The organism is Knoellia sp. Soil729, assembly GCF_001427985.1.
Taxonomy (GTDB): Bacteria; Actinomycetota; Actinomycetes; order Actinomycetales; family Dermatophilaceae; genus Knoellia.
Window position 1 is genome coordinate 39,549 of the sequence record NZ_LMSA01000003.1, and the last position, 24,234, is coordinate 63,782.

General features: G+C 71.4%; 24 protein-coding genes. 21 read left to right on the plus strand and 3 right to left on the minus strand.

Features of this window, described 5'->3' with window-relative positions:
* Positions 1–4 precede the first annotated feature (4 nt).
* The 8 genes from ribD to ASG74_RS11970 are packed head-to-tail and all read left to right on the plus strand — an operon-like array spanning position 5 to position 5,657.
* On the plus strand, positions 5–1,027 hold the full coding sequence (gene ribD, locus ASG74_RS11935) for a bifunctional diaminohydroxyphosphoribosylaminopyrimidine deaminase/5-amino-6-(5-phosphoribosylamino)uracil reductase RibD (protein WP_056143685.1): 1,023 nt from the start codon (positions 5–7) through the stop codon (positions 1,025–1,027).
* Positions 1,027–1,647, plus strand: coding sequence for a riboflavin synthase (locus ASG74_RS11940; protein ID WP_056143687.1), 621 nt, complete (start codon positions 1,027–1,029; stop codon positions 1,645–1,647). The genes ribD and ASG74_RS11940 overlap by 1 nt, the downstream gene beginning before the upstream one ends.
* Positions 1,644–2,345 (plus strand): nicotinamide riboside transporter PnuC, encoded by a 702-nt coding sequence (pnuC, locus tag ASG74_RS11945; protein WP_056143690.1) that lies wholly within the window; start codon positions 1,644–1,646, stop codon positions 2,343–2,345. The genes ASG74_RS11940 and pnuC overlap by 4 nt, the downstream gene beginning before the upstream one ends.
* Positions 2,342–3,571 carry a bifunctional 3,4-dihydroxy-2-butanone-4-phosphate synthase/GTP cyclohydrolase II gene (locus tag ASG74_RS11950; protein WP_056143692.1) on the plus strand — a complete coding sequence of 410 codons (1,230 nt, stop codon included), beginning with the start codon at positions 2,342–2,344 and terminating at the stop codon, positions 3,569–3,571. Before pnuC ends, ASG74_RS11950 begins: the two co-directional genes overlap by 4 nt.
* Positions 3,568–4,053 (plus strand): 6,7-dimethyl-8-ribityllumazine synthase, encoded by a 486-nt coding sequence (gene ribH, locus ASG74_RS11955; protein WP_056143695.1) that lies wholly within the window; start codon positions 3,568–3,570, stop codon positions 4,051–4,053. Before ASG74_RS11950 ends, ribH begins: the two co-directional genes overlap by 4 nt.
* 25 nt (positions 4,054–4,078) lie before the next feature.
* Positions 4,079–4,342, plus strand: coding sequence for a phosphoribosyl-ATP diphosphatase (locus tag ASG74_RS11960; protein WP_009775091.1), 264 nt, complete (start codon positions 4,079–4,081; stop codon positions 4,340–4,342).
* A gap of 14 nt (positions 4,343–4,356) precedes the next feature.
* Positions 4,357–5,202 (plus strand): ATP phosphoribosyltransferase, encoded by an 846-nt coding sequence (hisG, locus tag ASG74_RS11965; protein WP_056143697.1) that lies wholly within the window; start codon positions 4,357–4,359, stop codon positions 5,200–5,202.
* A complete protein-coding gene (locus ASG74_RS11970) occupies positions 5,190–5,657 on the plus strand; it encodes a PH domain-containing protein (protein ID WP_235498928.1) in 468 nt (155 codons plus the stop codon). Before hisG ends, ASG74_RS11970 begins: the two co-directional genes overlap by 13 nt.
* 146 nt (positions 5,658–5,803) lie before the next feature.
* On the opposite strand, the gene ASG74_RS17730 is transcribed toward ASG74_RS11970, so the two are convergent.
* Both ASG74_RS17730 and ASG74_RS11980 read right to left on the minus strand, forming a co-directional pair.
* Positions 5,804–7,591, minus strand: coding sequence for an MFS transporter (locus ASG74_RS17730; RefSeq protein WP_235498929.1), 1,788 nt, complete (start codon positions 7,589–7,591; stop codon positions 5,804–5,806).
* A gap of 10 nt (positions 7,592–7,601) precedes the next feature.
* Entirely contained in the window at positions 7,602–8,747 is a 1,146-nt protein-coding gene (locus tag ASG74_RS11980; protein ID WP_056143700.1) for an FUSC family protein, read from the minus strand.
* A 35-nt stretch (positions 8,748–8,782) separates the two neighbouring features.
* Between ASG74_RS11980 and hisF the strand changes: the two genes are divergently transcribed.
* A complete protein-coding gene (gene hisF / locus ASG74_RS11985; protein WP_056143703.1) occupies positions 8,783–9,556 on the plus strand; it encodes an imidazole glycerol phosphate synthase subunit HisF in 774 nt (257 codons plus the stop codon).
* On the opposite strand, the gene ASG74_RS11990 is transcribed toward hisF, so the two are convergent.
* On the minus strand, positions 9,557–10,204 hold the full coding sequence (locus tag ASG74_RS11990) for a TIGR03085 family metal-binding protein (protein WP_056143706.1): 648 nt from the start codon (positions 10,202–10,204) through the stop codon (positions 9,557–9,559).
* 36 nt (positions 10,205–10,240) lie between these two features.
* On the opposite strand from ASG74_RS11990, the gene hisI reads away from it, so the two are divergent.
* The 12 genes from hisI (at position 10,241) to ASG74_RS12050 (ending at position 24,211) form a co-directional block, all read left to right on the plus strand.
* Positions 10,241–10,612 carry a phosphoribosyl-AMP cyclohydrolase gene (gene hisI / locus ASG74_RS11995; protein WP_056143709.1) on the plus strand — a complete coding sequence of 124 codons (372 nt, stop codon included), beginning with the start codon at positions 10,241–10,243 and terminating at the stop codon, positions 10,610–10,612.
* Positions 10,609–12,171, plus strand: a complete 1,563-nt coding sequence (locus tag ASG74_RS12000; protein WP_082569714.1) for an anthranilate synthase component I — start codon at positions 10,609–10,611, stop codon at positions 12,169–12,171. Before hisI ends, ASG74_RS12000 begins: the two co-directional genes overlap by 4 nt.
* Positions 12,168–12,740: a Trp biosynthesis-associated membrane protein gene (locus tag ASG74_RS12005; RefSeq protein WP_082569715.1), complete on the plus strand. Its 573-nt coding sequence runs from the start codon at positions 12,168–12,170 to the stop codon at positions 12,738–12,740. Before ASG74_RS12000 ends, ASG74_RS12005 begins: the two co-directional genes overlap by 4 nt.
* 41 nt (positions 12,741–12,781) lie before the next feature.
* Positions 12,782–13,015 carry an HGxxPAAW family protein gene (locus ASG74_RS12010; RefSeq protein ID WP_056143714.1) on the plus strand — a complete coding sequence of 78 codons (234 nt, stop codon included), beginning with the start codon at positions 12,782–12,784 and terminating at the stop codon, positions 13,013–13,015.
* Between the two features lie 10 nt (positions 13,016–13,025).
* Positions 13,026–13,832, plus strand: a complete 807-nt coding sequence (gene trpC, locus ASG74_RS12015; RefSeq protein ID WP_056143717.1) for an indole-3-glycerol phosphate synthase TrpC — start codon at positions 13,026–13,028, stop codon at positions 13,830–13,832.
* Positions 13,829–15,076: a tryptophan synthase subunit beta gene (gene trpB / locus ASG74_RS12020; protein WP_056143719.1), complete on the plus strand. Its 1,248-nt coding sequence runs from the start codon at positions 13,829–13,831 to the stop codon at positions 15,074–15,076. Before trpC ends, trpB begins: the two co-directional genes overlap by 4 nt.
* Positions 15,073–15,885, plus strand: a complete 813-nt coding sequence (gene trpA / locus ASG74_RS12025; RefSeq protein WP_056143722.1) for a tryptophan synthase subunit alpha — start codon at positions 15,073–15,075, stop codon at positions 15,883–15,885. The genes trpB and trpA overlap by 4 nt, the downstream gene beginning before the upstream one ends.
* Positions 15,882–16,352 (plus strand): MauE/DoxX family redox-associated membrane protein, encoded by a 471-nt coding sequence (locus ASG74_RS12030; RefSeq protein WP_056143726.1) that lies wholly within the window; start codon positions 15,882–15,884, stop codon positions 16,350–16,352. The genes trpA and ASG74_RS12030 overlap by 4 nt, the downstream gene beginning before the upstream one ends.
* A gap of 37 nt (positions 16,353–16,389) precedes the next feature.
* Positions 16,390–17,160 (plus strand): DsbA family protein, encoded by a 771-nt coding sequence (locus ASG74_RS12035; RefSeq protein ID WP_056143729.1) that lies wholly within the window; start codon positions 16,390–16,392, stop codon positions 17,158–17,160.
* Positions 17,160–18,065, plus strand: a complete 906-nt coding sequence (lgt, locus tag ASG74_RS12040) for a prolipoprotein diacylglyceryl transferase (RefSeq protein WP_082569716.1) — start codon at positions 17,160–17,162, stop codon at positions 18,063–18,065. Before ASG74_RS12035 ends, lgt begins: the two co-directional genes overlap by 1 nt.
* Positions 18,066–18,210: 145 nt before the next feature.
* The gene (gltB, locus tag ASG74_RS12045) at positions 18,211–22,755 is read left to right on the plus strand and encodes a glutamate synthase large subunit (RefSeq protein WP_056143732.1); all 4,545 of its coding nucleotides are present in this window, start codon (positions 18,211–18,213) and stop codon (positions 22,753–22,755) included.
* On the plus strand, positions 22,748–24,211 hold the full coding sequence (locus ASG74_RS12050; RefSeq protein WP_056143734.1) for a glutamate synthase subunit beta: 1,464 nt from the start codon (positions 22,748–22,750) through the stop codon (positions 24,209–24,211). Before gltB ends, ASG74_RS12050 begins: the two co-directional genes overlap by 8 nt.
* Positions 24,212–24,234: the final 23 nt, after the last annotated feature.

The window sequence follows — 24,234 nt, forward strand, 5'->3', positions numbered from 1 at the left end:
ACACATGCAGCACGGCACGACCGACGCGCAGTGGATGCTGCGCGCGCTGGCCGTCGCCGCGAACGGGCCACAGGCCGATCCCAACCCGCGCGTCGGTTGCGTCATCGTCGACCCCGCAGGCACCCTCGTTGCCGAGGGATGGCACAACGGGGCGGGCACGCCGCACGCCGAGGCCGCCGCCCTCGAGGCCGCGGGTGCACGCGCCGCCGGCTGCACGGCATACGTGACCCTGGAGCCCTGCCACCACACCGGTCGCACGCTCCCGTGCTCTCGTGCCCTGGCCGCGTCGGGCGTTGCCCGTGTGGTGTATGCCGTGGCCGACCCCAACGTGTCGGCGGGGGGTGGCGGTGCCTGGCTGGCAGAGCAGGGAATCACGGTCGAGTCCGGCCTCCTCGAGGACGATGGGGAGACCCTCAACCGCAGCTGGCTGCACCTCATGCGCACCGGCCGGCCCTGGGTCACCTGGAAGCTCGCGTCGACCCTCGACGGCCGCAGCGCTGCCGCGGACGGCTCGAGCCGGTGGATCACCGGCCCCCTGGCCCGGCAGGACGTCCATGAGCACCGCGCCCGCTGCGGTGCCATCCTCGTCGGGACCGGGACCGCGCTCATCGACGACCCCAGCCTGACCGCCCGCCGCAGCGACGGCACCCTGCACGACTCCCAGCCCCTGCGCGTGGTCATGGGCCAGCGGGACCTGCTCACGGACGCCCGCATCCTCGACGAGTCCGCCGAGACAATCCACCTGCGCACCCGCAGCCCCCGCGAGGTGCTCGCACACCTCGCCGACCGCCAGATCCACCACGTCTGGCTCGAGGGCGGGCCCACGGTGGCCGCGGCGTTCATGGCCGACGGCTTCGTCGACGAGATCGTCGCCTACATCGCGCCCGTCCTGCTCGGGCGTGGACGGCCCTCGGTCAGCGACCTCGGCATCACGACCATCGATGACGCCCTGCGCCTGGAACCCACCGACATCCGGGTTCTCGGTCACGACATCCGCATCACCGCAACCCTCAAGGAGTCCTCCTGATGTTCACCGGAATCGTCGAGGAGCTCGGCCGGGTCGAGCACCTCGACCTCGGCGAGACCTCCGCCCGGCTCACGCTGCGCGGGCCACTCGTGACCAGCGACGCCGTGCACGGCGCCTCGATCTCGGTCAACGGCGTCTGCCTCACAGTCGTCGACCCCGAGGTCACGGGCGACACCTTCACCGTCGACGTCATGGCCGAGACGCTGTCGCGCACCGGCCTCGGCGCGCTGTTCCCCGGCGCACCGGTCAACCTCGAACGTGCGATGGCTGCGGCCGGTCGCTTCGGCGGCCACATCGTCCAGGGGCACGTCGATGGCACCGCCACCGTCGTCGAACGAGTCCCCGGCGACCGCTGGGAGGTCGTGACCTTCAGCCTCCCGCAGGCCCTCGCCCGCTACGTCGTCGAGAAGGGCTCCATCACGGTCGACGGGGTGAGCCTCACCGTCTCCGCCGTCGCTGCGACCACCTTCAGCGTCTCCCTCATCCCGACCACGCTGGAGCAGACGACCCTCGGCCAGCGCGCAGTGGGCGACACCGTCAACCTCGAGGTCGACGTCCTCGCGAAGTACGTCGAACGCATGCTCTCCACCCGCACCAGCACCACGGAGGTTCCGCAATGAACTGGCTCGAGCGCCTCTTCGAGGCCCAGCTGACCATCGGCAGCCAGCACATCCTCTGGCGCGAGGTCGTCGGCAACGTCTTCGGCTTCGCCTCCGCCATCGGTGGGATGCGGCGGCGCGTGTGGGCCTGGCCCGTCGGCATCGTCGGCAACGCGCTGCTGTTCACGGTGTTCTTCGGGGTCGCGTTCGCCAACCCGCAGCACCAGACCCTCTACGGACAGGCCGGGCGGCAGGTCTTCTTCATCCTCACGAGCATCTACGGCTGGTGGCGCTGGCAGGAGCACCGCAAGGCACGCGGGGCCGACTCACCGGCGATCACGCCGCGCTGGGCGACGGTGCGTGAGCGGGCGGCCTACGTCGGTGTCTGGGCCGCAGGCCTCGTCGTCGGCCAGTGGGTCTTCGCGACCATCGGTGCCGGGTGGCCCGCACCGCGCTGGTACTTCTGGTGCGACGCGTGGATCTTCGTGGGCTCGATGCTCGCGACCTATGCGATGGCCCGCGGGTGGAACGACTTCTGGCTCATGTGGATCGCGGTGGACCTCGTCGGCGTGCCCCTGTTGTGGCACTCGAAGTTCTACCCGTCCGCGGTCCTGTATGCCGTCTACGGCGCCCTCGTGCTCTACGGCTTCACGGTGTGGCTCAAGGCCTCCCGCGAGGAGAGGGACCCCGACCGGGAGCTGACCGAGGTGATGTCATGACCACCCTCTCCACCATCGAGCAGGCCCTCGAGGCCCTGCGCCGGGGCCGGCCGGTGCTGGTCACCGACGACGAGCACCGCGAGAACGAGGGCGACGTCATCATGGCCGCGCAGACCCTCACCGACGCGTGGATGGCGTGGACCATCAGGCACTCGTCCGGTTATGTCTGTGCCCCCACCACCGATGCCGTCGCCGACCGCCTGGGCCTGCCGCTCATGGTGAGCGAGAACGCAGACCGGTTGCGGACGGCATACACGGTCACCGTCGACGCCGCCGAAGGCGGGACAACGGGGATCAGTGCCGCCGACCGCGCCCGCACGGTGCGCCTGCTCGCGTCACCGTCGGCCACCGCGGACTCCTTCGTCCGCCCGGGGCACGTGGTGCCGCTGCGTGCGCGCGAGGGCGGGGTGCTGGTGCGCCGCGGGCACACCGAGGCGGCGGTCGACCTCTGCCGTCTCGCCGGCCTCGAGCCCGTCGGCGCCATCGCCGAGCTCACCCACGACGACGGCACCATGATGCGGCTGCCTGCCGTCCTGCAGCTGGGTGCCGAGCACGACCTGCCGGTGGTGACCATCGAGCAGCTCGTGACCCACCGCCAGCGCCATGACCGGGTCACCCGGCACGCCACGACGACCCTGCCGACGCCCGACGGGACGTTCACGGTGCACGCCTACCGGGACACCCTCACGGGCGACGAGCACCTCGCGCTGGTCAGCCCACGCGGCCTGGGGGATGGCCCGGTGCTCACCCGTCTGCACAGCGAGTGCCTCACCGGTGACGTCTTCGGGTCCGCTCGGTGCGACTGCGGTCCACAGCTGAACCGGGCCCGCGGCCGCGTCGCGCGCGAGGGCGGCGTCGTGGTCTACGTCCGCGGGCACGAGGGTCGCGGGGTCGGCCTGGCCGACAAGATCGCGGCGTATGCCGTGCAGGACAGGGGTGTCGACACCGTCGCGGCCCAGGAGGAGCTAGGTCTGCCGGTGGACGCGCGCGACTATGCCTCCGCGACGGCGATCCTGCACGACCTCGGCATCGCCGCCGTCCGGCTGCTCACGAACAACCCCGACAAGGTCGAGGCGGTCCGCGCTGCGGGCATCGACGTCGCCACGGTCGAGCGGCTGCAGGTCGCCCCGGTGGCGACGAACGCCGCCTACCTGCGCACCAAGCGTGACCGCCTCGGTCATGACCTCGTCCTCGGCTCCCACGACTCCACGGAGGCAAGCGCATGAAGGCAGGAGCACCCGAGGTGCAGGCGGATGGACAGGGCCTGCGGGTCGCCATCGTCGCTGCGTCCTGGCACAAGGCGGTGATGGACGGGCTCGTCGACGGCGCTGTGGCGGCCCTTGCCGGTGCCGGGCTGCCCGACGTGACCCTCGTGCGGGTCCCGGGAACGGTCGAGCTCTCGGTCGCCTGCGCGCGGCTCGCGCCCACCCACGACGCGCTGGTCGCGCTGGGTGTCGTCATCAGGGGCGGAACGCCCCACTTCGACTACGTGTGCAGCGGCGTGACCCACGGCCTCACCGACGTGAGTACTCGCACCGGTGTCCCCATCGGCTTCGGGGTGCTCACCTGTGACACGGCCGAGCAGGCCCTCGCCCGAGCCGGTCTGCCCGGCTCCAGCGAGGACAAGGGAGCCGAGGCGGCCCTGGCTGCCGTCGCCACGGCGGTGGCGTTGCGGCACCTCGCTCCGCGTACGCGTGCGGAGGCATGACCCGGCCCCTCGTAGGATTGGCGCCGTGAAGACCTTCGACGCCCTGTTCGCCGAGCTCACCGACAAGGCCGCCACCCGCCCCGAGGGGTCCGGCACGGTGGCCGAGCTCGACGCCGGCGTGCATGCCATCGGCAAGAAGATCGTCGAGGAGGCCGCCGAGGTCTGGATGGCCGCCGAGCACGAGAGCGACGAGCGTGCAGCCGAGGAGATCTCCCAGCTGCTCTACCACCTGCAGGTCCTCATGGTCGCCAAGGGCCTCACCCTCGACGACGTCTACACCCACCTCTGAGACAGAGACTCCCCATGCTGCGCATTGCCGTCCCCAACAAGGGATCCCTCGCCGAGCCCGCCGCCGAGATGCTGCGCGAGGCGGGCTACCGCACGCGCCGCGACGCCAAGGAGCTCGTCGTCAACGACGAGGCCAACGGGGTCGAGCTGTTCTACCTCCGACCACGTGACATCGCCGTCTATGTCGGGTCGGGCACCGTCGACTGCGGCATCACCGGTCGTGACCTGCTCCTCGACTCCGGCAGTGCTGCCACCGAGGCGATGACGCTCGGCTTCGGGGGCTCGACCTTCCGGTATGCCGGCCGGCCGGGAACCGTGTCCGCGGTCGCGGACATTGCCGGTCGCCGTGTGGCCACGAGCTACCAGGGCCTCGTCGAGAAGCACCTGGCCGACCACGGCGTGCAGGCCGAGGTCGTGCGCCTGGACGGCGCCGTCGAGACGGCGATCACCCTCGGCGTCGCCGACGTCATCGCCGATGTGGTCGAGACGGGCGCCACCCTGCGCAGCCAGGGGCTCGAGGTGTTCGGGGACCCGATCCTGCGCAGCGAGGCCGTGCTCATCCGCCGGGAGGGGAGCGACCAGGACGCCGGGATCGAGGTGCTGCGGCGCCGCATGCTCGGTGTCGTCACGGCACGCCACTACGTCATGCTCGACTACGACGTGCCCGCGGCCCTGGTCGACGAGGCCTGTGCGATCACGCCCGGCCTGGAGTCGCCCACGGTGTCGAGCCTGCAGAACAAGGACTGGAAGGCTGTGCGCGCCATGGTGCCGCGTGCGGTCACCAACCGTGTCATGGACCAGCTCTACGAGATGGGCGCTCGAGCCATCCTCGTCACCGACATCGCCGCGTGCCGCCTGTGACGGGTCAGGGGACGACCCACGGGTCGCTCGAGCCGTTCCGCTCGCGGCGCGGCCGCATCATGGCGAGCGTCATGGCGGTGGTGTCGGTGGTGCTGTTCACCGTGCTCGCCCTGCTCGTCGCGGGTGTCGACGAGGGTGGCTGGGTCGTCGCGGACCGCGTCATGATGGCCTTGCTGGGGGTGAGCCTGGCCCTCGTGCTGTGGCGCTGGGCCGCCATCAAGGCCGTCCCCGACGAGTCCGGCATCACCGTGCAGAACCTCGTCGGGCACCGGCACATCGCGTGGGCCGAGATCACCGACGTGACCTTCGACGACGGTGACCCGTGGGCGAGCCTGCACCTCAGGGACACCGAGACCGTTGCGGTCATGGCGATCCAGCGCGCAGACGGTGCCTCGTCCCGGGCCGAGGCGCAACGCCTCGCCGACCTCGTCGGCGCCTCCCGCACCCGCCGCTGACGACCGACGACTGGCTCGGGACGCTCGCATGTCGGCGCCCGTCGCGCGACCGGCGCAGAGGCTGACCACCGGCGTCCGCATGCGAGTGCCGGTCACCAGCGTGAGCGCGGGTCGCGCGACCGGCGCACATCTGGAGGCGCAGCCGGTCAGCGGACGGGGGCTCGGCCCGGCTTCAGTGTCAGCGCCGCGCCCACCTGGGCCACCATCAGGAAGGCGAGCACCAGCCAGATCACCGAGTAGGAGCCGGTGAGGTCCCGCACGGCACCCATCGTCGTCGGACCCATCGACGCGATCGTGTAGGAGACGAGGAAGGCCATCGCGGTGAAGCGCGCCGCGGCGGCCGGGGACACGGCATACCGCACGAGCAGGACCAGCCCGATGGCGAAGGCGCTGCCCTGGGCGGCCCCGAGCAGGACCGCCCACACCCATGGCGCCGCCTCGGGTGCGGCCCAGATACCGGCCTGCCCGACCACCCCGCACAGGCCGGCGCCGACGAGCGGGATACGCCAGTCGCCCACGCGGTCGGTGAGCGCCGGCCCGACGAGCCCGGACACGAACTGTGCTCCGGTGAAGACGGACAGGAGCAAGCCGGCGTCCTGGGCCGACCAGCCATGGCTGACGTAGGTGGGGGAGAGCCAGGCCAGGCTCGAGTAGAACTGCCACGACTGGATGGCGAGGTAGGCCGCGACGAGCCACGCCGTGGTGCTGCGCCACGGCAGGCGGTGGCTGAGGTCCGGCGGGTGCTGGTCATGGTCGCCGCCGCGGTGGACCGCGAGGTCGACGGGCGCCCACACGAGGAGGCCGGCGACCGCCACGAGTCCCCAGAACCCGAGGGAGAGGTTCCAGTCGCCGAGGGCAGCGGCCAACGGCACGGTGACGGCTGCGGCGAGGGCCGCACCGCCCATCATGGCCAGCATCTGCAGACCCGTGGCCAGGCCCGCGCGTCCGGCCGGGAAGGACGACTTCACGACGCCGGGCAGGAGCGTCCCCGCCAGGGCGATGCCCGCTCCGGCACAGAAGGTGCCGAGGTAGAGCGCGAAGACCTCGTGCCCGAAACCGCGGACGAGGTTGCCCACGGCGACGGCGACCATGGCGATGGAGATGCACCGCGCGACCCCGAGCCGCAGGCCGAGCCGGGCGGAGGCCGGTGCCAGCAGCCCCATGCAGAGCACGGGCAGCGTGGTGAGGACGCCGAGCCACACCGAGCTCAGCCCCAGGTCCTCACGGATCTGGGGGAGCAGCGGCGGAACCGAGGTCATGAGGGTGCGCATGCTCAGGGCCACCGCGACCACCCCGGCGACGAGCAGGGTGAGGGACGGCCCTCCCGCAGCGTCGTGACCCGGAGCAGCGGCCTCGCCGGTGTCGACGCGAACGTCGGTGTCGACGCGGACGTCAGCGTCCTCCGCGACGGGGGAGGCGGCATAGAGCTGGCGTTCCTGGTCGGCCCACACGTCCCAGTGCGTCGCGAAGACCTCGCCGTCGCGGGAGAGCGACCGGTCGTGCCGGACCTCGGCCGGGGCGTCGAGCCACACCCTCGCCGTGGCCGCGTCCCCGGCGATGGCAAAGGCACCCACACCTTCGAGGACGACCAGGTCTGCCTGTGGCACGGCCCGGTCGGAGCCGCGCACGGAGTCCTCCCAGTCCCACGTGGGGTGGCTCGCGGCCTCGCCCCGGGTCCAGGCGTCCACCAGCGAGTGCCGGGCCAGCGCGACGGTCTCGAGCAGGCCGGTCCATCCCTGGTGCATGTCGTCGACGTGCAGGACGAGGGCGTCCAGGTCACCGCCGAGGTCGGCTGCGAGGGTGGTCTTGCCCGACCCGCTCGGGCCGTCGACGGCGATGACCGTGACGGCCCCCGCCCTCGGGCCGCGGTCCGCGAGGAGACGGCGGACCACGGGCGTCAGGTCGTCCAGGTCGGTCACTGCGTCGTTCGGCACACGGAGAACACTAGGACGGGTCGGCGGGTCCCAGCTCGTCGCCGTCCCCATCGCGCACCGAGGCCGGCACATAGCTGCCCGCCTCATCGAGCGGAAGCCCCGTCAGGACGAGGAGGTCGACGACCATCGACCGGACCTGGGCGCGCATGACCTCGCCGGACAGGCCGGAGCTGGGGTCGATGGCCGCGCTGCGCTCGCCGAGCCGCTGCAGGCCGGCACGGGCCGACACGGGCTGGTGGCGCTCGTGCAGCTCCCGGGCGATGTCGTCGCACGACTGCGCGAGGTCCTGGACGAGGTCGACGTAGGCCGGAGGCACCACCTCATGGCGGCGAGCACCGACGCTGGCCCGGCGCACGAGCACCCGCAGGTTGCGGATCGTGCGGTCCAGCGGCTCGAGCAGGTCCGCGATGGCCTGGGCGCCGGGGAGGTGACGGCGCCTGAAGGGTGACAGCCGCACGACCGCGACACCCTCGGAGGTGAGGTTCCGCAGCTCGTCGAGCATCGACTCGGACGCCCGCGCCCGCTCCAGGGTGCGAGCCGCCAGCGCCGTGTCCCCCGTGCGGATCACTGTGGCGCTCTCGCGCAGGATCGCCGAGATCTCCTCGACGACCCGGGCGGCCTGTTGCCGTGGGCGCTGCAGCCCGGTGGCCGGGACGAGGACGCCGATGACGAGCGCGACGCTCCCGCCGATGACCGCGTCGAGCCAGCGCGTGAAGGCCTGCCCGGGGGCAGCCACGAGCGTGGTGATGATGGCTGCCTGGACGCCGGCCTGGATCGTCAGCACGAGTCCGGCCCCGACGAGGGAGGCGATGGCCATGGCGACCATGACCACGAAGAGGAGCTGCAGCACGCCGCTGCCGAACACGTGCGAGAACAGGTCACCGATGAGGACACCGAGGGCCACCCCGATCATCACCTCGACGGCCCGCCGCACCCGCTGCCCGTAGGACATGCCCAGCGTGATGATGGCAGTGACCGGGGCGAAGAACGGCATCGCATGGGCGAAGAGGTCGCGCGCCGCCCACCACGCGAGCGCCGCGCCGAACCCGCACTGGACGATGAAGGCGAGGCGCGAGCCGAGGCGGTCGGTGCGGATCCGGGCCTCGGACCGGGAGCGCGCGGCGACCCGTGCGGGCAGGTCGGAGGCGGACGGCATACGGGGCATCATTCCCTGCCGGATAGCCTGCCTGCGTGAGTGTCGCCATCCGTGTCATCCCGTGTCTCGACGTCGACGCCGGCCGGGTCGTCAAGGGCGTGAACTTCGAGAACCTGCGCGACGCGGGCGACCCCGTCGAGCTGGCGCGGTCCTACGGCGAGCAGGGCGCCGACGAGCTGACCTTCCTCGACGTCACCGCGAGCAGCGGCGACCGCGCCACGACCTACGGCGTCGTGCGCCGGACCGCCGAGCAGGTGTTCATCCCGCTCACGGTCGGTGGTGGAGTACGCACCGTGGACGACGTCGACCGCCTGCTGCGCAGCGGTGCCGACAAGGTGGGCGTCAACACTGCGGCCATCGCCCGGCCCGAGCTCATCGCCGAGACCGCCGACCGGTTCGGCTCCCAGGTGCTCGTGCTGTCGGCCGACGTGCGTCGACGGCGCAACGACGACGGGACGCCCAGCGACGACGTCGAGGTCACGACGCACGGTGGCCGCACCAGCACCGGTCTCGACGCGGTCGAGTGGTGCGTGCGCGCGGCCGAGCTGGGCGCCGGTGAGATCCTGCTCAACTCCATGGACGCCGACGGCACCAAGGCCGGCTTCGACCTCGACCTCATCGCCCGGGTGCGGCGTGAGGTGAGCATCCCGGTCATCGCCAGCGGTGGCGCGGGGGCCGTCGAGGACTTCGCGCCGGCCGTGCGGGCAGGAGCCGACGCGGTCCTTGCCGCCACGGTCTTCCACTTCGGCGAGCTCACCATCGGCCAGGTCAAGGACGCCCTGCGCGCCGACGGTCACCCGGTGCGCTGATCAGATCCCGAGACGTGCCGTCTCGAAGCCTGCGATCGCGTCCTCGTCGCCCGTCACCTCGATCTGGGCCACCCCACGACGTCCGTATGCCGTGAGCAGCAGTTCCAGCGGATCTCCCGACACGTGGACGACGGTGTCGCCCCCGCGCACCGTGAGAGGGGCGCGCCCGGTGCTGTGCAGCTCGACCCCGTCGGGCGCCTTGCGGAAGAGCAGACGCCCCATCCGGGAGAGCAGCGACCACGTGGCGGCCTCGAGGGCAGGGGAGGGCTCGCGGCGGGGGCCGGGGACGCCGTCGCCACGCAGCACGTCCTCGTGGTGGACGACCATCTCGGCAAGGTTCACGGCGTCGTCGACGGCGGCGAGCCGGGTGGGGTGCCAGCGCGGCGGGCCAGTGCGCACGGCCTCGACGAGGTCCGGCCAGGGCTGGGCCGCGACCCTGGACTGCTCGCGCTCGGTGCGGGCGGCCAGGAACGGGAGCCAGATGCCGGAGGCCAGGTCGGGACGTCCCTCGCGGATCACGAGGTGTGCCGCGAGGTCGCGCGTGGTCCACGGCGTGCAGAGCGTGGGGGCATCCGGTCCGACGCGCTCGAAGGTCGCGCAGAGGTCGAGACGCTCGGTGCGCGCAATGTTGTCAGAGGTGGCCGTCATGGGCCCATCCTCATGCCTGGACCCTCTCGCGGCACAATGGCGGGCGTGCCCGACCTCGACCCTGCCGTCTCCGACCGCCTTCGCTTCGACGACGCCGGCCTCGTCGCCGCGATCATCCAGCAGCACGACACCGGTGAGGTCCTCATGCTCGGCTGGATGGACGTCGAGGCCGTGCGCCGTACGCTCACCGAGGGTCGCGTGACCTTCTGGTCGCGCAGCCGTCAGGAGTACTGGCGCAAGGGCGACACCTCGGGGCACGCGCAGTACGTCAAGTCCGTGGCGCTGGACTGCGACGGTGACGCCCTCCTCGTGCGCGTCGACCAGGTGGGGGCGGCCTGCCACACCGGCGACCGGACCTGCTTCGACGCGGGAGCGCTCGACGTCGTCGTGGGGGAGAGGGACCGGTGAGCGCCCAGCCGCAGCCGTCACCCGACCTGTCGTTCGGCGCCACCTGGCCCTCGTTGCAGCTCTTCTCGGTTCTGGCCGAGGGGCGCCGGGTCATCCCCGTCACGCGTCGGCTCATGGCCGATGCCGAGACCCCGGTCGGCCTCTACCGCAAGCTCGCGCAGAACCGGCCGGGCACCTTCCTGCTGGAGTCGGCCGAGCACGGTGGGGTGTGGTCGCGCTACTCGATCATCGGCGTCTCCAGCCGGGCGACGCTGACCGAGAAGGACGGTGAGGCGCACTGGATCGGCGAGCCACCCGTCGGTGTCCCGACCTCCGGCCCCGCCACCGACGCCCTGCGCGACACCGTCGCGGCGCTCGCGACGGACCCCATCCCGGGTCTGCCGCCGCTCACCGGCGGCATGGTCGGCATGATCGCCTACGACGCCGTGCGCCGGTGGGAGAAGGTTCCGTCGACGACGCCCGACGTGCTGCACCTGCCCGAGATCGCGATGATGCTCGCCACCGACCTCGCCGTGCTCGACCACTCCGACGGGTCGGTCCTGCTCATCGCCAACGCGGTGAACTACGACGCCACCGACGAGCGTGTCGAGGAGACGTGGGCCGACGCAGTGTCCCGCCTCGACACCATGACCCGTGACCTCGCCGCCCCGGCCGAGAGCACGGTGTCGGTCGTCGACAGCGATCTCGTCGACCAGGCCATGCGGACGGTCACCGGCAACCTGTCGCGCGACGACTACGAGGCGATGGTCGAGAGCGCCAAGGAGGACATCCGTGCCGGCGAGGTGTTCCAGGTCGTCCTCTCACAGCGGTTCTCGATGCCCTGCCCCGCGGACGCACTCGACGTCTACCGGGCGCTGCGCGTGGGTAACCCCAGCCCCTACATGTACCTCTTCCGGTTCACGCGGCCGGACGGCACGGCATACGACGTCGTCGGCAGCTCACCGGAGGCACTCGTCAAGGTGACGGGCACGCAGGCCATCACCCACCCCATCGCCGGGTCGCGACCGCGCGGCAAGTCTCCCGAGGACGACGTGCGCCTCGCCGAGGACCTCGTGGCCGACCCCAAGGAGCGGTCCGAGCACGTGATGCTCGTCGACCTCGGCCGCAACGACCTCGGACGCGTCTGCCAGCCGGGCACGGTGGACGTCGTCGAGTTCATGGACGTCCGCCGCTACAGCCACGTCATGCACCTCGAGTCCACGGTTGTGGGGGAGCTGCGTGAGGGGGTGCGTGCCTATGACGTGCTCGTGTCGACGTTCCCGGCGGGGACGCTGTCCGGTGCGCCCAAGCCGCGGGCGCTGGCCCTCATCGAGGGCTATGAGCCGTCACGTCGTGGGGTCTACGGCGGTGTGGTCGGCTACCTCGACTTCCACGGTGATCTCGACATGGCGATCGCCATCCGCACCGCCCTCATCGACGGGGGCCTGGCTCACGTGCAGGCCGGTGCCGGGATCGTCGCGGACTCCGTCGCGGCCAGCGAGCACGACGAGTGCATCGCCAAGGCCACCGCTGCCCTGCGCGCCGTCGCGACCGCCGCCGCCCTGCGTACCGCGCGATGAGCGTGCTGCGCCGTCGTGGCGTCCTCGTCCTCCTCGTGGTCCTCGGGGCCCTGCTCGTCGTGGTGACCGCTTCACGCACCTGGCTCACGGGTTCGGTCGACGACGTCGTCCTCGGTGCCCGGACGGTCGACGCCACCGGTGCGCAGGCGGCCGGCGGCGTCGTGGCCCTCGCACTGGTGGTCGTCGCCGGCGCCATCGCCTCCGCCACGGCCGGACCCCGGGCTCGCGTCGTCGCACTGGTCCTCACGGCCCTGGCCGTGCTCGCGGGAGTCGCGAGCATCGCCCGCGTCCTCCTCGACCCGGACGCGGTGATCGGGCCGATCGCCGCCGCCGCGGCCGGGCGCACCGGGTCCCTCGAGTCGCACTCCACGGTCAACGCCTGGCCGTGGGTGGCGGTGCTCGGCTTCGTGCTCGCCGGCCTGGCGCTCGCGGGCCTCACCAGGGCCCGACGGGTCGCCCCCGGCCTGTCCTCGCGTTACGACGCGCCGGGCCGGGCGCCCGAGAGCGACTGGGACCAGCTCAGTGCCGGAGAGGACCCCACCGATGTGGGTCCCGCCCAGCACACCTGACACAATGGCGCCCGAACGCACATCTTTTCCGGGAGGCACTCATGGCTGAGCACGACGACGACCACCACGGCAACAGCCTGGCGGCGTGGGTCATGGTGGGCATCGTGCTGCTGGGGGCCGCGATCATGGCTGTGGGCTTCGTCATTCCCAGCCTGGCGGTCATCATCGGGGGTGCGGTCGTGATGGTCATCGGCCTCATCGCCGGCAAGGTGCTGGCCCTCGCCGGTCACGGCGTCAACGGTGCCATCTCGCGCAGCGACACCAACATCTCCTGAGCCGGCTGACATGACCACGGTGCTCGACGCCATCGTCGCCGGTGTGCGCGAGGACCTCGCGACGCGCGCCGAGCAGGTCACCCTGCCCGACCTCGAGCGTCGCGTCAGCGAGCTTCCGAGCGCCATCGACGCCGAGGAGCGGCTGCGCCGCGACGGTCTCTCGCTCATCGCGGAGGTCAAGCGAGCCAGCCCCAGCAAGGGCGCCCTCGCCGACATCCCCGACCCGGCATCCCTGGCCCGGACCTATGCCGAGGCGGGTGCCACCGCGATCAGCGTCCTCACCGAGCAGCGTCGCTTCGGCGGCAGCCTCGACGACCTCGATGCCGTGCGGGCGGCCGTGTCGGTCCCGGTGCTGCGCAAGGACTTCATGGTCACCGACTACCAACTGTGGGAGGCGCGAGCCCATGGCGCCGACATCATCCTGCTCATCGTCGCCTCACTCACCGACGCCGAGCTGCACCGCATGCACGCCCTGGCGCACGAGCTGGGCATGACCGCACTCGTCGAGGTGCACGACGAGGGCGAGACACAGCGCGCCGTCGACGCCGGCGCCCGGGTCATCGGTGTGAACGCCCGCAACCTCAAGACCCTGGAGATCCACCCCGACACGTTCTCGCGCCTGGTACCCCTCATCCCCCCGGGTGTGGTCACGGTGGCCGAGTCCGGCATCCGCGGCGCGGAGGACGCAGCCATGTATGCCGCCCAGGGAGCCGATGCCCTCCTCGTCGGCGAGACCCTCGTGCGCGGAGCCGATCGCACGGCGACGGTGCGCGAGCTCATCGCCGCCGGCTCCACCTCCACGGTGGGCCGGGCATGACGTCCGGACGTTTCGGCGAGTTCGGTGGACGCTACGTCCCCGAGGCGCTCATCCCGGCGCTCGAGCAGCTCGACGAGGCTCGCCTGTCGGCCATGGAGGACCCCACCTTCCAGGCCGAGCTCGCCGAGCTGCACCGCACCTACACCGGCCGGCCGAGCATCATCACCGAGGTCCCGCGGTTCGCCGCGCATGCGGGAGGGGCCCGCATCATCCTCAAGCGCGAGGACCTCAACCACACCGGCTCGCACAAGATCAACAACGTCATCGCGCAGGCACTGCTCACCAAGCGCATGGGCAAGACGCGCGTCATCGCCGAGACGGGCGCCGGTCAGCACGGAGTCGCCACCGCGACGGCCGCCGCGCTCATGGGCCTCGAGTGCCGCGTCTACATGGGCAAGGTCGACACCGAGCGCCAGGCCCTCAACGTGGCGCGCATGCGCATGCTCGGAGCCGAGGTCGTGGCCGTCGAGCACGGCAGCGCCACGCTGAAGGACGCGATCAACGAGGCGCTGCGCGACTGGGTCGCCAACGTCGAGCAGACGCACTATCTCATCGGCACGGTCACCGGACCGCACCCGTTCCCCGAGATGGTGCGCGACTTCCACCGCATCATCGGGGTCGAGGCGCGCGAGCAGGTCTTGGGGCTCACCGGGCGACTGCCCGACGCCGTCGTGGCCTGCGTCGGTGGCGGGTCCAACGCGATGGGCATCTTCCACCGCTTCCTCGAGGACGAGGGTGTGCGACTGATCGGCGTCGAGGCCGGTGGTGAGGGCCTCGACGGACGTCACGCCGCACGGTTCGCCACAGCCGTCCCCGGCGTGCTGCACGGGGCCATGAGCTATCTCATGCAGGACGAGGACGGGCAGACGGTCGACTCGCACTCGGTCTCGGCCGGGCTCGACTACCCGAGCGTGGGCCCCGAGCACGCCCACCTGCGCGACACCGGGCGGGCCGAGTACGTCCATGCCACCGACGAGCAGGCCATGGAGGCCTTCGCGCTGCTCTGCCGCACGGAGGGCATCATCCCGGCCATCGAGTCGGCGCACGCCTTGGCCGGTGCGCTCGTCCTGGGCCGTGAGCTCGGTCCCGACGGCACCATCCTGGTGAACCTGTCCGGCCGCGGCGACAAGGACATGCACACCGCCGCCGAGTGGTTCAACCTCGTGGGCGACGACGCCGGGACCGTGCCGTCGGGGGAGTCCGACGACCCGGGCGCCACCGGCGACGGACGGACCCAGCTGTGAGCACCGACCTCGGTGTCGCGGACGTCCTCGCCCGGTGCGGGGCCGAGGGTCGCGCCGCCCTCATCGGCTACCTGCCGGTCGGCTTCCCCGACGTCGAGGGCTCGATCCGCGCCATGGTCGCGATGGTCGAGTGCGGCGTCGACATCGTCGAGGTCGGACTGCCCTACTCCGACCCCCTCATGGACGGTCCGGTCATCCAGAACGCCGTCGAGGTGGCGCTCCAGGGTGGCGCGCACGTCGTCGACGGCTTCCGGGCGACCCGGGCGGTCCGCGACGCCGGTGCGCCGGCCCTGGTCATGAGCTACTGGAACCTCATCCTGCGTCGCGGCGTCGACCGCTACGCCGCGGAGCTGGCCGCTGCCGGCGGGGCCGGGCTCATCACGCCCGACCTCATCCCCGACGAGGCCGACGAGTGGATCGCTGCCAGCGAGCGCGAGGGGCTCGACCGCGTCTTCCTCGTCGCACCCAGCTCGACCCCCGAACGGCTGTCCCGGGTCACGGACTCCTGCCGCGGCTTCGTCTACGCCGCCTCGACGATGGGCGTCACGGGGGAGCGCACGAGCGTGGGCTCCGCTGCCCGCGACCTGGTCGACCGCACCAAGGCGCTCACGGACCTGCCGGTGTGCGTGGGCCTGGGGGTCAGCAACGGCGACCAGGCGGCCGAGCTCGCCCAGTACGCCGATGGCGTCATCGTCGGCACGGCGTTCGTGCGCACGCTCAGCGGCGAGGGGGAGCTCGGAGCGCGTCTCGACGCGTTGCGGGAGCTCACGACCGAACTGGCCAGAGGAGTGAGGGAAGGCGCGAGGTGAGCACTCGAGTCGCGGACGGCCTCGGGCTGGTCGCCCGTCTCGTCCTCGGCGCGGTGTTCCTCGTCGCCGGCGGGCTCAAGATCACCACGCCCGAAGCCCTTGCCAAGGCGACCCAGGCCTACCAGCTGCTCCCGCACGACCTCGCGGCCTACGTCGGGTACGCCCTGCCGATCATCGAGGTCATCCTCGGGTTGCTCCTCGTCCTGGGCCTCTTCACCCGGGTGTCGGCGGTGCTCACCTCCGTCATGCTCGTGGCCTTCATCGTCGGGATCGCCCAGGCCTGGGCACGCGGGCTGACCATCGACTGCGGCTGCTTCGGTGGTGGCGGCACGGTCGCGGCCGACGAGACCTCCTACCTCCCGCGCATCCTCGAGGACCTGGGGATGCTCGCCTGCGGGCTCTGGCTCTCGTGGCGTCCCCGATCCCTGCTCTCCCTCGAGCGGCTGCTCTTCGGCACCGCCGACTGACGCTCGACCCATCCGCACGACAAGGAGCTCGACCAGCATGGCGAAGAAGACGACTGGCCCGCACACTGCGCGCCAGGCCAAGATCCAGGCCGTTCGCAAGGACACCGGCGGCGCGACGAACAAGATCATCGTCGGCGCGGTCGTGGCCGTCGTCGCGATCATCGCCGTCGTCGCGGGGGTGGTCATCGCCTCCCAGAAGAAGCAGGACCGCGTCGGCACGAGCACCGCCGTGCCGGCCGCGGCGGCCGGGATGGGTTCCGGCTTCGTCGCCAACAAGGACGTCACGCTCGTCGACGGGGCCCCGACCCTGGACATCTACGAGGACTTCCAGTGCCCGGCCTGCGCCCAGTTCGAACGCATCATGGGTCCGACCGTCGACGAGCTGGCCAAGCAGGGCAAGATCAAGCTCGTCTACCACCTCAAGACGATCATCGACGCAAACTTCGGCGTCGACCACTCGCTGAGCATGGGCAACGCCTCCATGTGTGCCGCTGACGCGGGCGCGTTCCAGCCCTTCCACGACACGGTCTACGCGAACATGCCGGCGCAGGAGGGTCAGGGCTGGACTGCGGCCCAGACCAAGGGTTTTGCCGAGAAGGCCGGCATCACCGGCACGGCCCTCGACTCGTGGCAGACCTGTGTCGACGACCGCAAGTACGCCAAGTACGTCGAGTCCACCGAGGACGCGTCCAACAAGGCCGGGATCACCGGGACGCCGACCGTCATGCTCGGTGGCACGAAGGTCGACTTCAACCAGGTCTCGACCGCGGAGGCGCTCAAGGCAGCCGTCGAGGCAGCCACCAAGTGATGTTCCCGGCGACGATCCCGAGCCCCACCGCGGGGGTGCTCCACCTGGGGCCCCTGCCCATCCGTGGGTACGCCCTGTGCATCCTGCTCGGGATCGTCGTCGCCGTCTGGATCGCCGACCGCCGGCTGCGCGACCGTGGAGGTGAGCCGGGGCAGGTCCTGGACGTCGCGGCATACGCCGTCGTCTCCGGGATCATCGGCGGGCGGCTCTACCACGTCATCACCACCCCGGAGCCCTACTGGGGCAAGGACGGGCACCCGCTCAACGCCCTGAAGATCTGGGAGGGCGGGCTCGGGATCTGGGGTGCTGTCGCGCTCGGCGCGCTCGGTGCGTGGGTCGGGTGCCGGCGGGCCGGTGTGAGATATCTCGACTTCGCCGATGCCGCGGCCCCCGGCATCGCGGTGGCGCAGGGCATCGGCCGATGGGGGAACTGGTTCAACAACGAGCTCTACGGCGGACCGACCGACCTGCCGTGGGGGCTGGAGATCCACACGTGGGACGCGTCTGCGGGGCGCGCCGTGACCGATGCCAACGGTGACGCGATCGTGCAGGGGATCTATCACCCGACCTTCCTCTACGAGTCGCTGTTCGTCATGCTCCTGGCGGTCGTGCTGCTCCTCATCGAGCGGCAGAGGTCACTGGCACGGGGGCAGCTGTTCGGCCTCTACGTCGCGGGCTACCCGATCGGGCGGATCCTCATCGAGAAGATGCGCACCGACGAGGCAGAGCTCATCCTCGGGCAGCGCCTCAACGTGTGGACCAGCATCGTGGTGTTCCTCATCGGGGTGGCGATCGTGCTCTACACCGGACACCGCGCCCGGGCGACGCCGACGGACGTGGCCCCCGCCGACGACCCCGCCGCGCCGACCGACTCGGGCGCGTCCACATCGTCGTCCACGATGTGAGATTCGTGCGCTCGCATTGCAAGACACCCGTGGGATAACATCCGTCCACACGTGGCCAGCGCTGTCCGCGTCCGATGACCATTCCGCGCCCGGACTGACGTGCCACCACGTGTCCGGCCCCGACCCCTGAGGACGGTGACCCGACGTGTCCCTGACGCGCTTCTCCGCCCATCCGGCCGACACCGGTCTCTACCGGCGCGACCACGAGCACGATGCCTGTGGCGTGGCCATGGTCGCGACCATGCGCGGCACGCCGGGGCACGACATCGTCGACCACGCCCTCACGGCACTGCGCAACCTCGACCACCGGGGCGCCACCGGCGCGGACCCGCTCGTCGGTGACGGCGCGGGCATCCTGACGCAGCTCCCCGACGCGTTCTTCCGGGGCGTGCTCGACGTGCAGCTGCCCGTCGCGGGCTCGTATGCGGCGGGCATGGCCTACCTGCCCCAGGACGAGTCCGAGCGCGCCGCGGCACAGGAGCGGATCGCGCAGATCGCCTCCGAGGAGGGTCTGGAGATCCTCGCCTGGCGCGACGTCCCCGTGGCCCCCGACCTCGTCGGTGACGCTGCGCGAGCCTGTATGCCGTTCTTCCGCCAGCTCTTCGTCTCCGCGACCGACCGCTCCGTCTCGGGGATCGAGCTCGACCGGCTCGCGTTCTGCCTGCGCAAGCGTGCGGAGCGGCAGGCCGAGGTCTACTTCCCGTCGCTGTCGGCTCGCACCATCGTCTACAAGGGCATGCTCACGACCGGACAGCTCGAGCCGTTCTTCCCCGACCTGTCGGACGAGCGGTTCGCGAGCGAGCTCGCCCTCGTGCACTCGCGCTTCTCGACCAACACCTTCCCGAGCTGGCCGCTGGCCCACCCCTACCGGCTCATGGCGCACAACGGTGAGATCAACACCGTCAAGGGCAACCGCAACTGGATGCGCGCCCGCGAGAGCCAGCTGGTCTCCGACGTCTTCGGCGGCGACCTCGAGCGGCTCTTCCCGGTCTGCACCCCCGACGCGTCCGACTCGGCGAGCTTCGACGAGGTCCTCGAGCTCATCCACCTCGGTGGCCGGTCGCTGCCGCACGCGGTCCTCATGATGATCCCCGAGGCGTGGGAGAACCACGCGGAGATGGACCCGGCCCGCCGCGCGTTCTACGAGTTCCACTCCACCTTCATGGAGCCGTGGGACGGACCGGCCTGCGTCGCCTTCACCGACGGCACCCTCATCGGTGCGGTCCTGGACCGCAACGGCCTGCGTCCAGGCCGCTACTGGGTCACCGAGGACGGGCTCGTCGTCCTCGCCTCCGAGGCGGGCGTGCTCGACATCCCCTCCGAGAAGGTCGTCAAGCGCGGTCGGCTGCAGCCGGGCCGCATGTTCCTCATCGACACCGCTGCCGGTCGCATCGTCAGCGACGACGAGGTCAAGACGCAGCTCGCCGCCGAGAACCCCTACGAGGAGTGGCTGCACGCCGGCCTGCTCAGCCTCAAGGACCTGCCGGAGCGGGAGCACATCATCCACACCTCATCGTCGGTGGCGCGCCGGCAGCGCACCTTCGGCTACACCGAGGAGGAGCTCAAGATCCTGCTCGCGCCGATGGCCCGCACCGGGGGAGAGGCGCTCGGGTCGATGGGCACCGACACGCCGGTGGCCGTGCTGTCCGACAAGCCGCGCCTGCTCTTCGACTACTTCACCCAGCTCTTCGCGCAGGTGACGAACCCGCCGCTCGACGCGATTCGCGAGGAGCTGGTCACCTCGCTCGGCACGAGCATCGGGCCCGAGGGCAACATGCTCGAGGCGACCCCGGTGCACGCCCGCCAGGTCGTCCTGCCCTTCCCGGTCATCGACAACGACGAGCTCGCCAAGATCGTGCACATCAACGCCGACGGCGACCTGCCCGGCTACGCCACGCACGTGGTGCGCGGCACCTACCTCGTCGCGGACGGCGAGGAGGCGCTGCGCAGCCGCCTGCGCGACATCTGCACCGAGGTCAGCGAGGCGATCGCCGCAGGCGCGCGGTTCGTGGTCCTGTCCGACCGGGACTCCGACCGTGACCACGCACCGATCCCGTCGCTGCTGCTCACGTCCGCGGTGCACCACCACCTCATCCGAGAGAAGACCCGCAACATGGTGGGCCTCCTCGTCGAGGCCGGTGACGTGCGGGAGGTGCACCACGTCGCCCTGCTCGTCGGCTACGGCGCCGCGGCGATCAACCCCTACCTCGCCATGGAGACGGTCGAGGACATGGTCCGCACCGGGGCCATCACCGGCGTCACCGCGGAGCAGGCCGTCAAGAACCTCATCAAGGCCCTGGGCAAGGGCATTCTCAAGGTGATGTCCAAGATGGGCATCTCAACGGTGGCCTCCTACCGCGGCGCCCAGGTCTTCGAGGCGCTCGGGCTCTCGCAGGAGCTCGTCGACGAGTACTTCACGGGCACGGTCTCCCAGCTCGGCGGCATCGGGCTCGACGTCCTCGCCGCCGAGACGGCGGCCCGCCACGACTCGGCCTACCCCACCGACGGCGTGATCCTGTCCCACCGCAAGCTCAAGATCGGTGGCGAGTACCAGTGGCGGCGCGAGGGTGAGCCCCACCTCTTCGACCCCGACACGGTCTTCCGGCTGCAGCACGCGACGCGTGAGCGCCGTTACGACATCTTCAAGCAGTACACCGCGCGCATCGACAACCAGGCCGAACGCCTCATGACCCTGCGTGGGCTCTTCGAGCTCGGCGGCCCCGCCCGGCGCGAGCCGATCCCGCTCGACGAGGTCGAGCCCGTGAGCGAGATCGTCAAGCGCTTCAGCACCGGTGCGATGAGCTATGGCTCGATCAGCCAGGAGGCCCACGAGACCATGGCGGTCGCGATGAACCGCCTGGGTGGCCGATCCAACACGGGCGAGGGCGGCGAGGACGTGGACCGCCTGCTCGACCCCGAGCGACGCTCGGCGATCAAGCAGGTGGCCTCGGGCCGGTTCGGGGTGACCTCGGCCTACCTCACCCACGCCGACGACATCCAGATCAAGATGGCCCAGGGCGCCAAGCCCGGTGAGGGCGGCCAGCTGCCCGGCCCCAAGGTCTACCCGTGGGTGGCGCGCACGCGCCACAGCACCCCCGGCGTCGGCCTCATCAGCCCGCCACCGCACCACGACATCTACTCGATCGAGGACCTCGCCCAGCTGATCCACGACCTCAAGAACGCCAACCCCCAGGCCCGGATCCACGTCAAGCTGGTGTCCGAGGTCGGTGTCGGGACCGTGGCGGCGGGCGTGTCCAAGGCGCACGCCGACGTCGTCCTCATCTCGGGTCACGACGGTGGGACCGGCGCCTCGCCGCTCACCTCGCTCAAGCACGCCGGCGGGCCATGGGAGCTTGGGCTCGCCGAGACCCAGCAGACGCTCGTCCTCAACGGACTGCGCGACCGCATCGTCGTGCAGGTCGACGGCCAGATCAAGACCGGCCGGGACGTCGTCGTCGCGGCGCTGCTCGGAGCCGAGGAGTTCGGCTTCGCCACGGCGCCGCTCGTGGTGAGCGGCTGCATCCTCATGCGCGTCTGCCACCTCGACACCTGCCCCGTCGGCATCGCGACCCAGAACCCCGAGCTGCGTGCGCGCTACTCCGGCAAGCCGGAGTTCGTCGAGACGTTCTTCGAGTACATCGCCGAGGAGGTCCGCGAACACCTCGCGTCGCTGGGCTACCGCAGCATCGAGGAGGCGATCGGCCAGATCGGCGCCCTCGACACGACCAAGGCGATCAGCCACTGGAAGGCGTCGGGGCTCGACCTCTCGCCGATCCTCACCGAGGTCGACAGCCCGGACGGGTCCGCCCGCCGCCACACGGTCAGCCAGGACCACGGACTCGAGAAGGCCCTGGACCACCAGCTCATCGCCATCGCCCGAGAGGCCATCGACGACGGCATCCCCGTGACCGGGACGGTGGCCATCCGCAACGTCAACCGGACCGTCGGCACGATGCTCGGGCACGAGGTGACCCGGGCGCACGCCGCCGGGCTGCCCGACGACACGATCGACCTCACCCTGCGTGGGTCGGCCGGCCAGAGCTTCGGCGCCTTCGTGCCCAGGGGAGTGACCCTGCGGCTCGTCGGCGACGCCAACGACTACGTCGGCAAGGGCCTGTCGGGCGGACGCATCATCGTGGCGCCCGCACCTGATGCACCGCTCGCCGCCGAGGACAACGTCATCGCCGGCAACGTCATCGGCTACGGCGCGACCTCGGGCGAGATCTTCCTCAGGGGCCGGGTCGGCGAACGCTTCTGCGTGCGCAACTCGGGCATCACCGCCGTCGTCGAGGGTGTGGGTGACCACGGCCTCGAGTACATGACCGGCGGCACCGTCCTCATCCTCGGGTCGACCGGGCGCAACGTCGCCGCCGGCATGTCCGGTGGCGTGGCCTACGTCCTCGACCTCGACGCCTCGAGGGTCAACGGGGAGCTGGTTGACGTGTCGCCACTGCGCGACAGCGACAACGACGTCGTGCGCGACCTGCTTCAGCGCCACCTGGCCCACACGGGATCGGCTGTCGCCTCCCGCCTGCTCGAGAGCTGGGAGTCCGCCCGTGGGCGCTTCTCCCTCGTCCTTCCCCGCGACTACCAGCGAGTCCTCGACGTCCGCGCCACCGCCGAGGCCGAGGGCCTCGACCTCGAGGGCGCAGAGGTCTGGGACCGGATCATGGAGGCTTCCCGTGGCTGACCCCCAAGGCTTTCTCAAGACCCGCGAGCGTGAGCTCCCTGCCCGCCGCCCCGTGCCGGTCCGCATCAAGGACTGGCGCGAGGTCTACGAGGAGCAGGAGCTCGGACAGCTGCAGCGCCAGGCCGGCCGGTGCATGGACTGCGGCATCCCGTTCTGCCACAGCGGCTGCCCGCTGGGCAACCTCATCCCCGAGTGGAACGACCTCGCCTGGAAGGGCGACTGGAAGTCCGCGATCGAGCGCCTGCACGCGACCAACAACTTCCCGGAGTTCACCGGCCGCCTGTGCCCGGCTCCCTGTGAGACGGCGTGCGTCCTGGGCATCAACCAGCCCGCCGTGACGATCAAGCAGGTCGAGGTGACCACCATCGAGAAGGCCTTCGCCGACGGTGGTGTCACGCCCCGCCCGCCGGAGCGCCTCTCCGGCAAGACGGTCGCCGTCGTGGGCTCCGGACCGGCTGGCCTCGCTGCGGCGCAGCAGCTGACCCGCGCCGGCCACACGGTCGCGGTCTACGAGCGTGCGGACCGCCCCGGTGGCCTGCTGCGCTACGGCATCCCCGAGTTCAAGATGGAGAAGTCGGTCGTGGACCGTCGCCTCCAGCAGATGCAGGCCGAGGGCACGCGCTTCCGCAGCTCGGTCGACGTCGGCGCGGACGTCACCTGGGAGCAGCTGCGCGCCCGCTACGACGCCGTGGTCATCGCCATGGGCGCCACGGTGGCCCGTGACCTCGACGTACCCGGGCGGCGCGACGCCTCGGGCGTGCTCCAGGCCATGGACTTCCTCCCGCCCGCCAACCGGGCTGCGCTCGGCGAGACCGTCGACGGGCAGGTCACGGCCCAGGGCAAGGACGTCATCGTCATCGGCGGTGGCGACACCGGGGCGGACTGCATCGGCACCTCGCACCGACAGGGCGCCAGGTCCGTCACGAGCCTCGAGATTCTGCCCCAGCCGGGGGAGGAGCGTGCCCCGGGCCAGCCCTGGCCGACCTACCCGATGACCTTCCGGGTCGCCTCCGCCCACGAGGAGGGCGGCGACCGCCTGTATGCCGTGAGCACCCAGGAGGTCGTCACCGACGCCGAGGGCCGGGTGAGCGGCCTGCGGGTCCACGAGGTCCGTCGTGTCGAGAACGGCTTCGAGCCGGTCGAGGCGACCGAGAAGGTCATCCCCGCCCAGCTGGTGCTGCTGGCCATGGGCTTCCTCGGCCCTCAGACCGAGACCCTCGTGGCCCAGCTGGGCGTCGAGCTCGACGAGCGGTCCAACGTCCGCCGTGGCGCCGACTACATGTCGTCGGTCCCCGGCGTCTTCGTCGCCGGCGACGCCGGTCGTGGCCAGTCACTCATCGTGTGGGCCATCGCGGAGGGTCGCGCCGCGGCCCACCACGTCGACGCCTGGCTCTCGGGCAAGCCCTCCCGCCTGCCCCGACCGGTCAACCCGACCGACCGCCCTCTCACGGTGTGACCCGCGTCACCGCGTAACCGTTT

Excerpts from the sequence above, each read along its gene's own strand:
- trpB (WP_056143719.1), top strand. The coding sequence starts at position 13,829 with ATGACGTCCGGACGTTTCGGCGAGTTCGGTGGACGCTACGTCCCCGAG.
- trpC (WP_056143717.1), top strand. The coding sequence starts at position 13,026 with ATGACCACGGTGCTCGACGCCATCGTCGCCGGTGTGCGCGAGGACCTC.
- ASG74_RS12035 (WP_056143729.1), top strand. The coding sequence starts at position 16,390 with ATGGCGAAGAAGACGACTGGCCCGCACACTGCGCGCCAGGCCAAGATC.
- hisI (WP_056143709.1), top strand. The coding sequence starts at position 10,241 with ATGGCGGGCGTGCCCGACCTCGACCCTGCCGTCTCCGACCGCCTTCGC.
- ASG74_RS12005 (WP_082569715.1), top strand. The coding sequence starts at position 12,168 with ATGAGCGTGCTGCGCCGTCGTGGCGTCCTCGTCCTCCTCGTGGTCCTC.
- hisG (WP_056143697.1), top strand. The coding sequence starts at position 4,357 with ATGCTGCGCATTGCCGTCCCCAACAAGGGATCCCTCGCCGAGCCCGCC.
- ASG74_RS12010 (WP_056143714.1), top strand. The coding sequence starts at position 12,782 with ATGGCTGAGCACGACGACGACCACCACGGCAACAGCCTGGCGGCGTGG.
- pnuC (WP_056143690.1), top strand. The coding sequence starts at position 1,644 with ATGAACTGGCTCGAGCGCCTCTTCGAGGCCCAGCTGACCATCGGCAGC.
- lgt (WP_082569716.1), top strand. The coding sequence starts at position 17,160 with ATGTTCCCGGCGACGATCCCGAGCCCCACCGCGGGGGTGCTCCACCTG.
- ASG74_RS11990 (WP_056143706.1), bottom strand. The coding sequence starts at position 10,204 with ATGACGGCCACCTCTGACAACATTGCGCGCACCGAGCGTCTCGACCTC.
- ribD (WP_056143685.1), top strand. The coding sequence starts at position 5 with ATGCAGCACGGCACGACCGACGCGCAGTGGATGCTGCGCGCGCTGGCC.
- ASG74_RS11950 (WP_056143692.1), top strand. The coding sequence starts at position 2,342 with ATGACCACCCTCTCCACCATCGAGCAGGCCCTCGAGGCCCTGCGCCGG.
- ASG74_RS11940 (WP_056143687.1), top strand. The coding sequence starts at position 1,027 with ATGTTCACCGGAATCGTCGAGGAGCTCGGCCGGGTCGAGCACCTCGAC.
- ASG74_RS11980 (WP_056143700.1), bottom strand. The coding sequence starts at position 8,747 with ATGCCGTCCGCCTCCGACCTGCCCGCACGGGTCGCCGCGCGCTCCCGG.
- ribH (WP_056143695.1), top strand. The coding sequence starts at position 3,568 with ATGAAGGCAGGAGCACCCGAGGTGCAGGCGGATGGACAGGGCCTGCGG.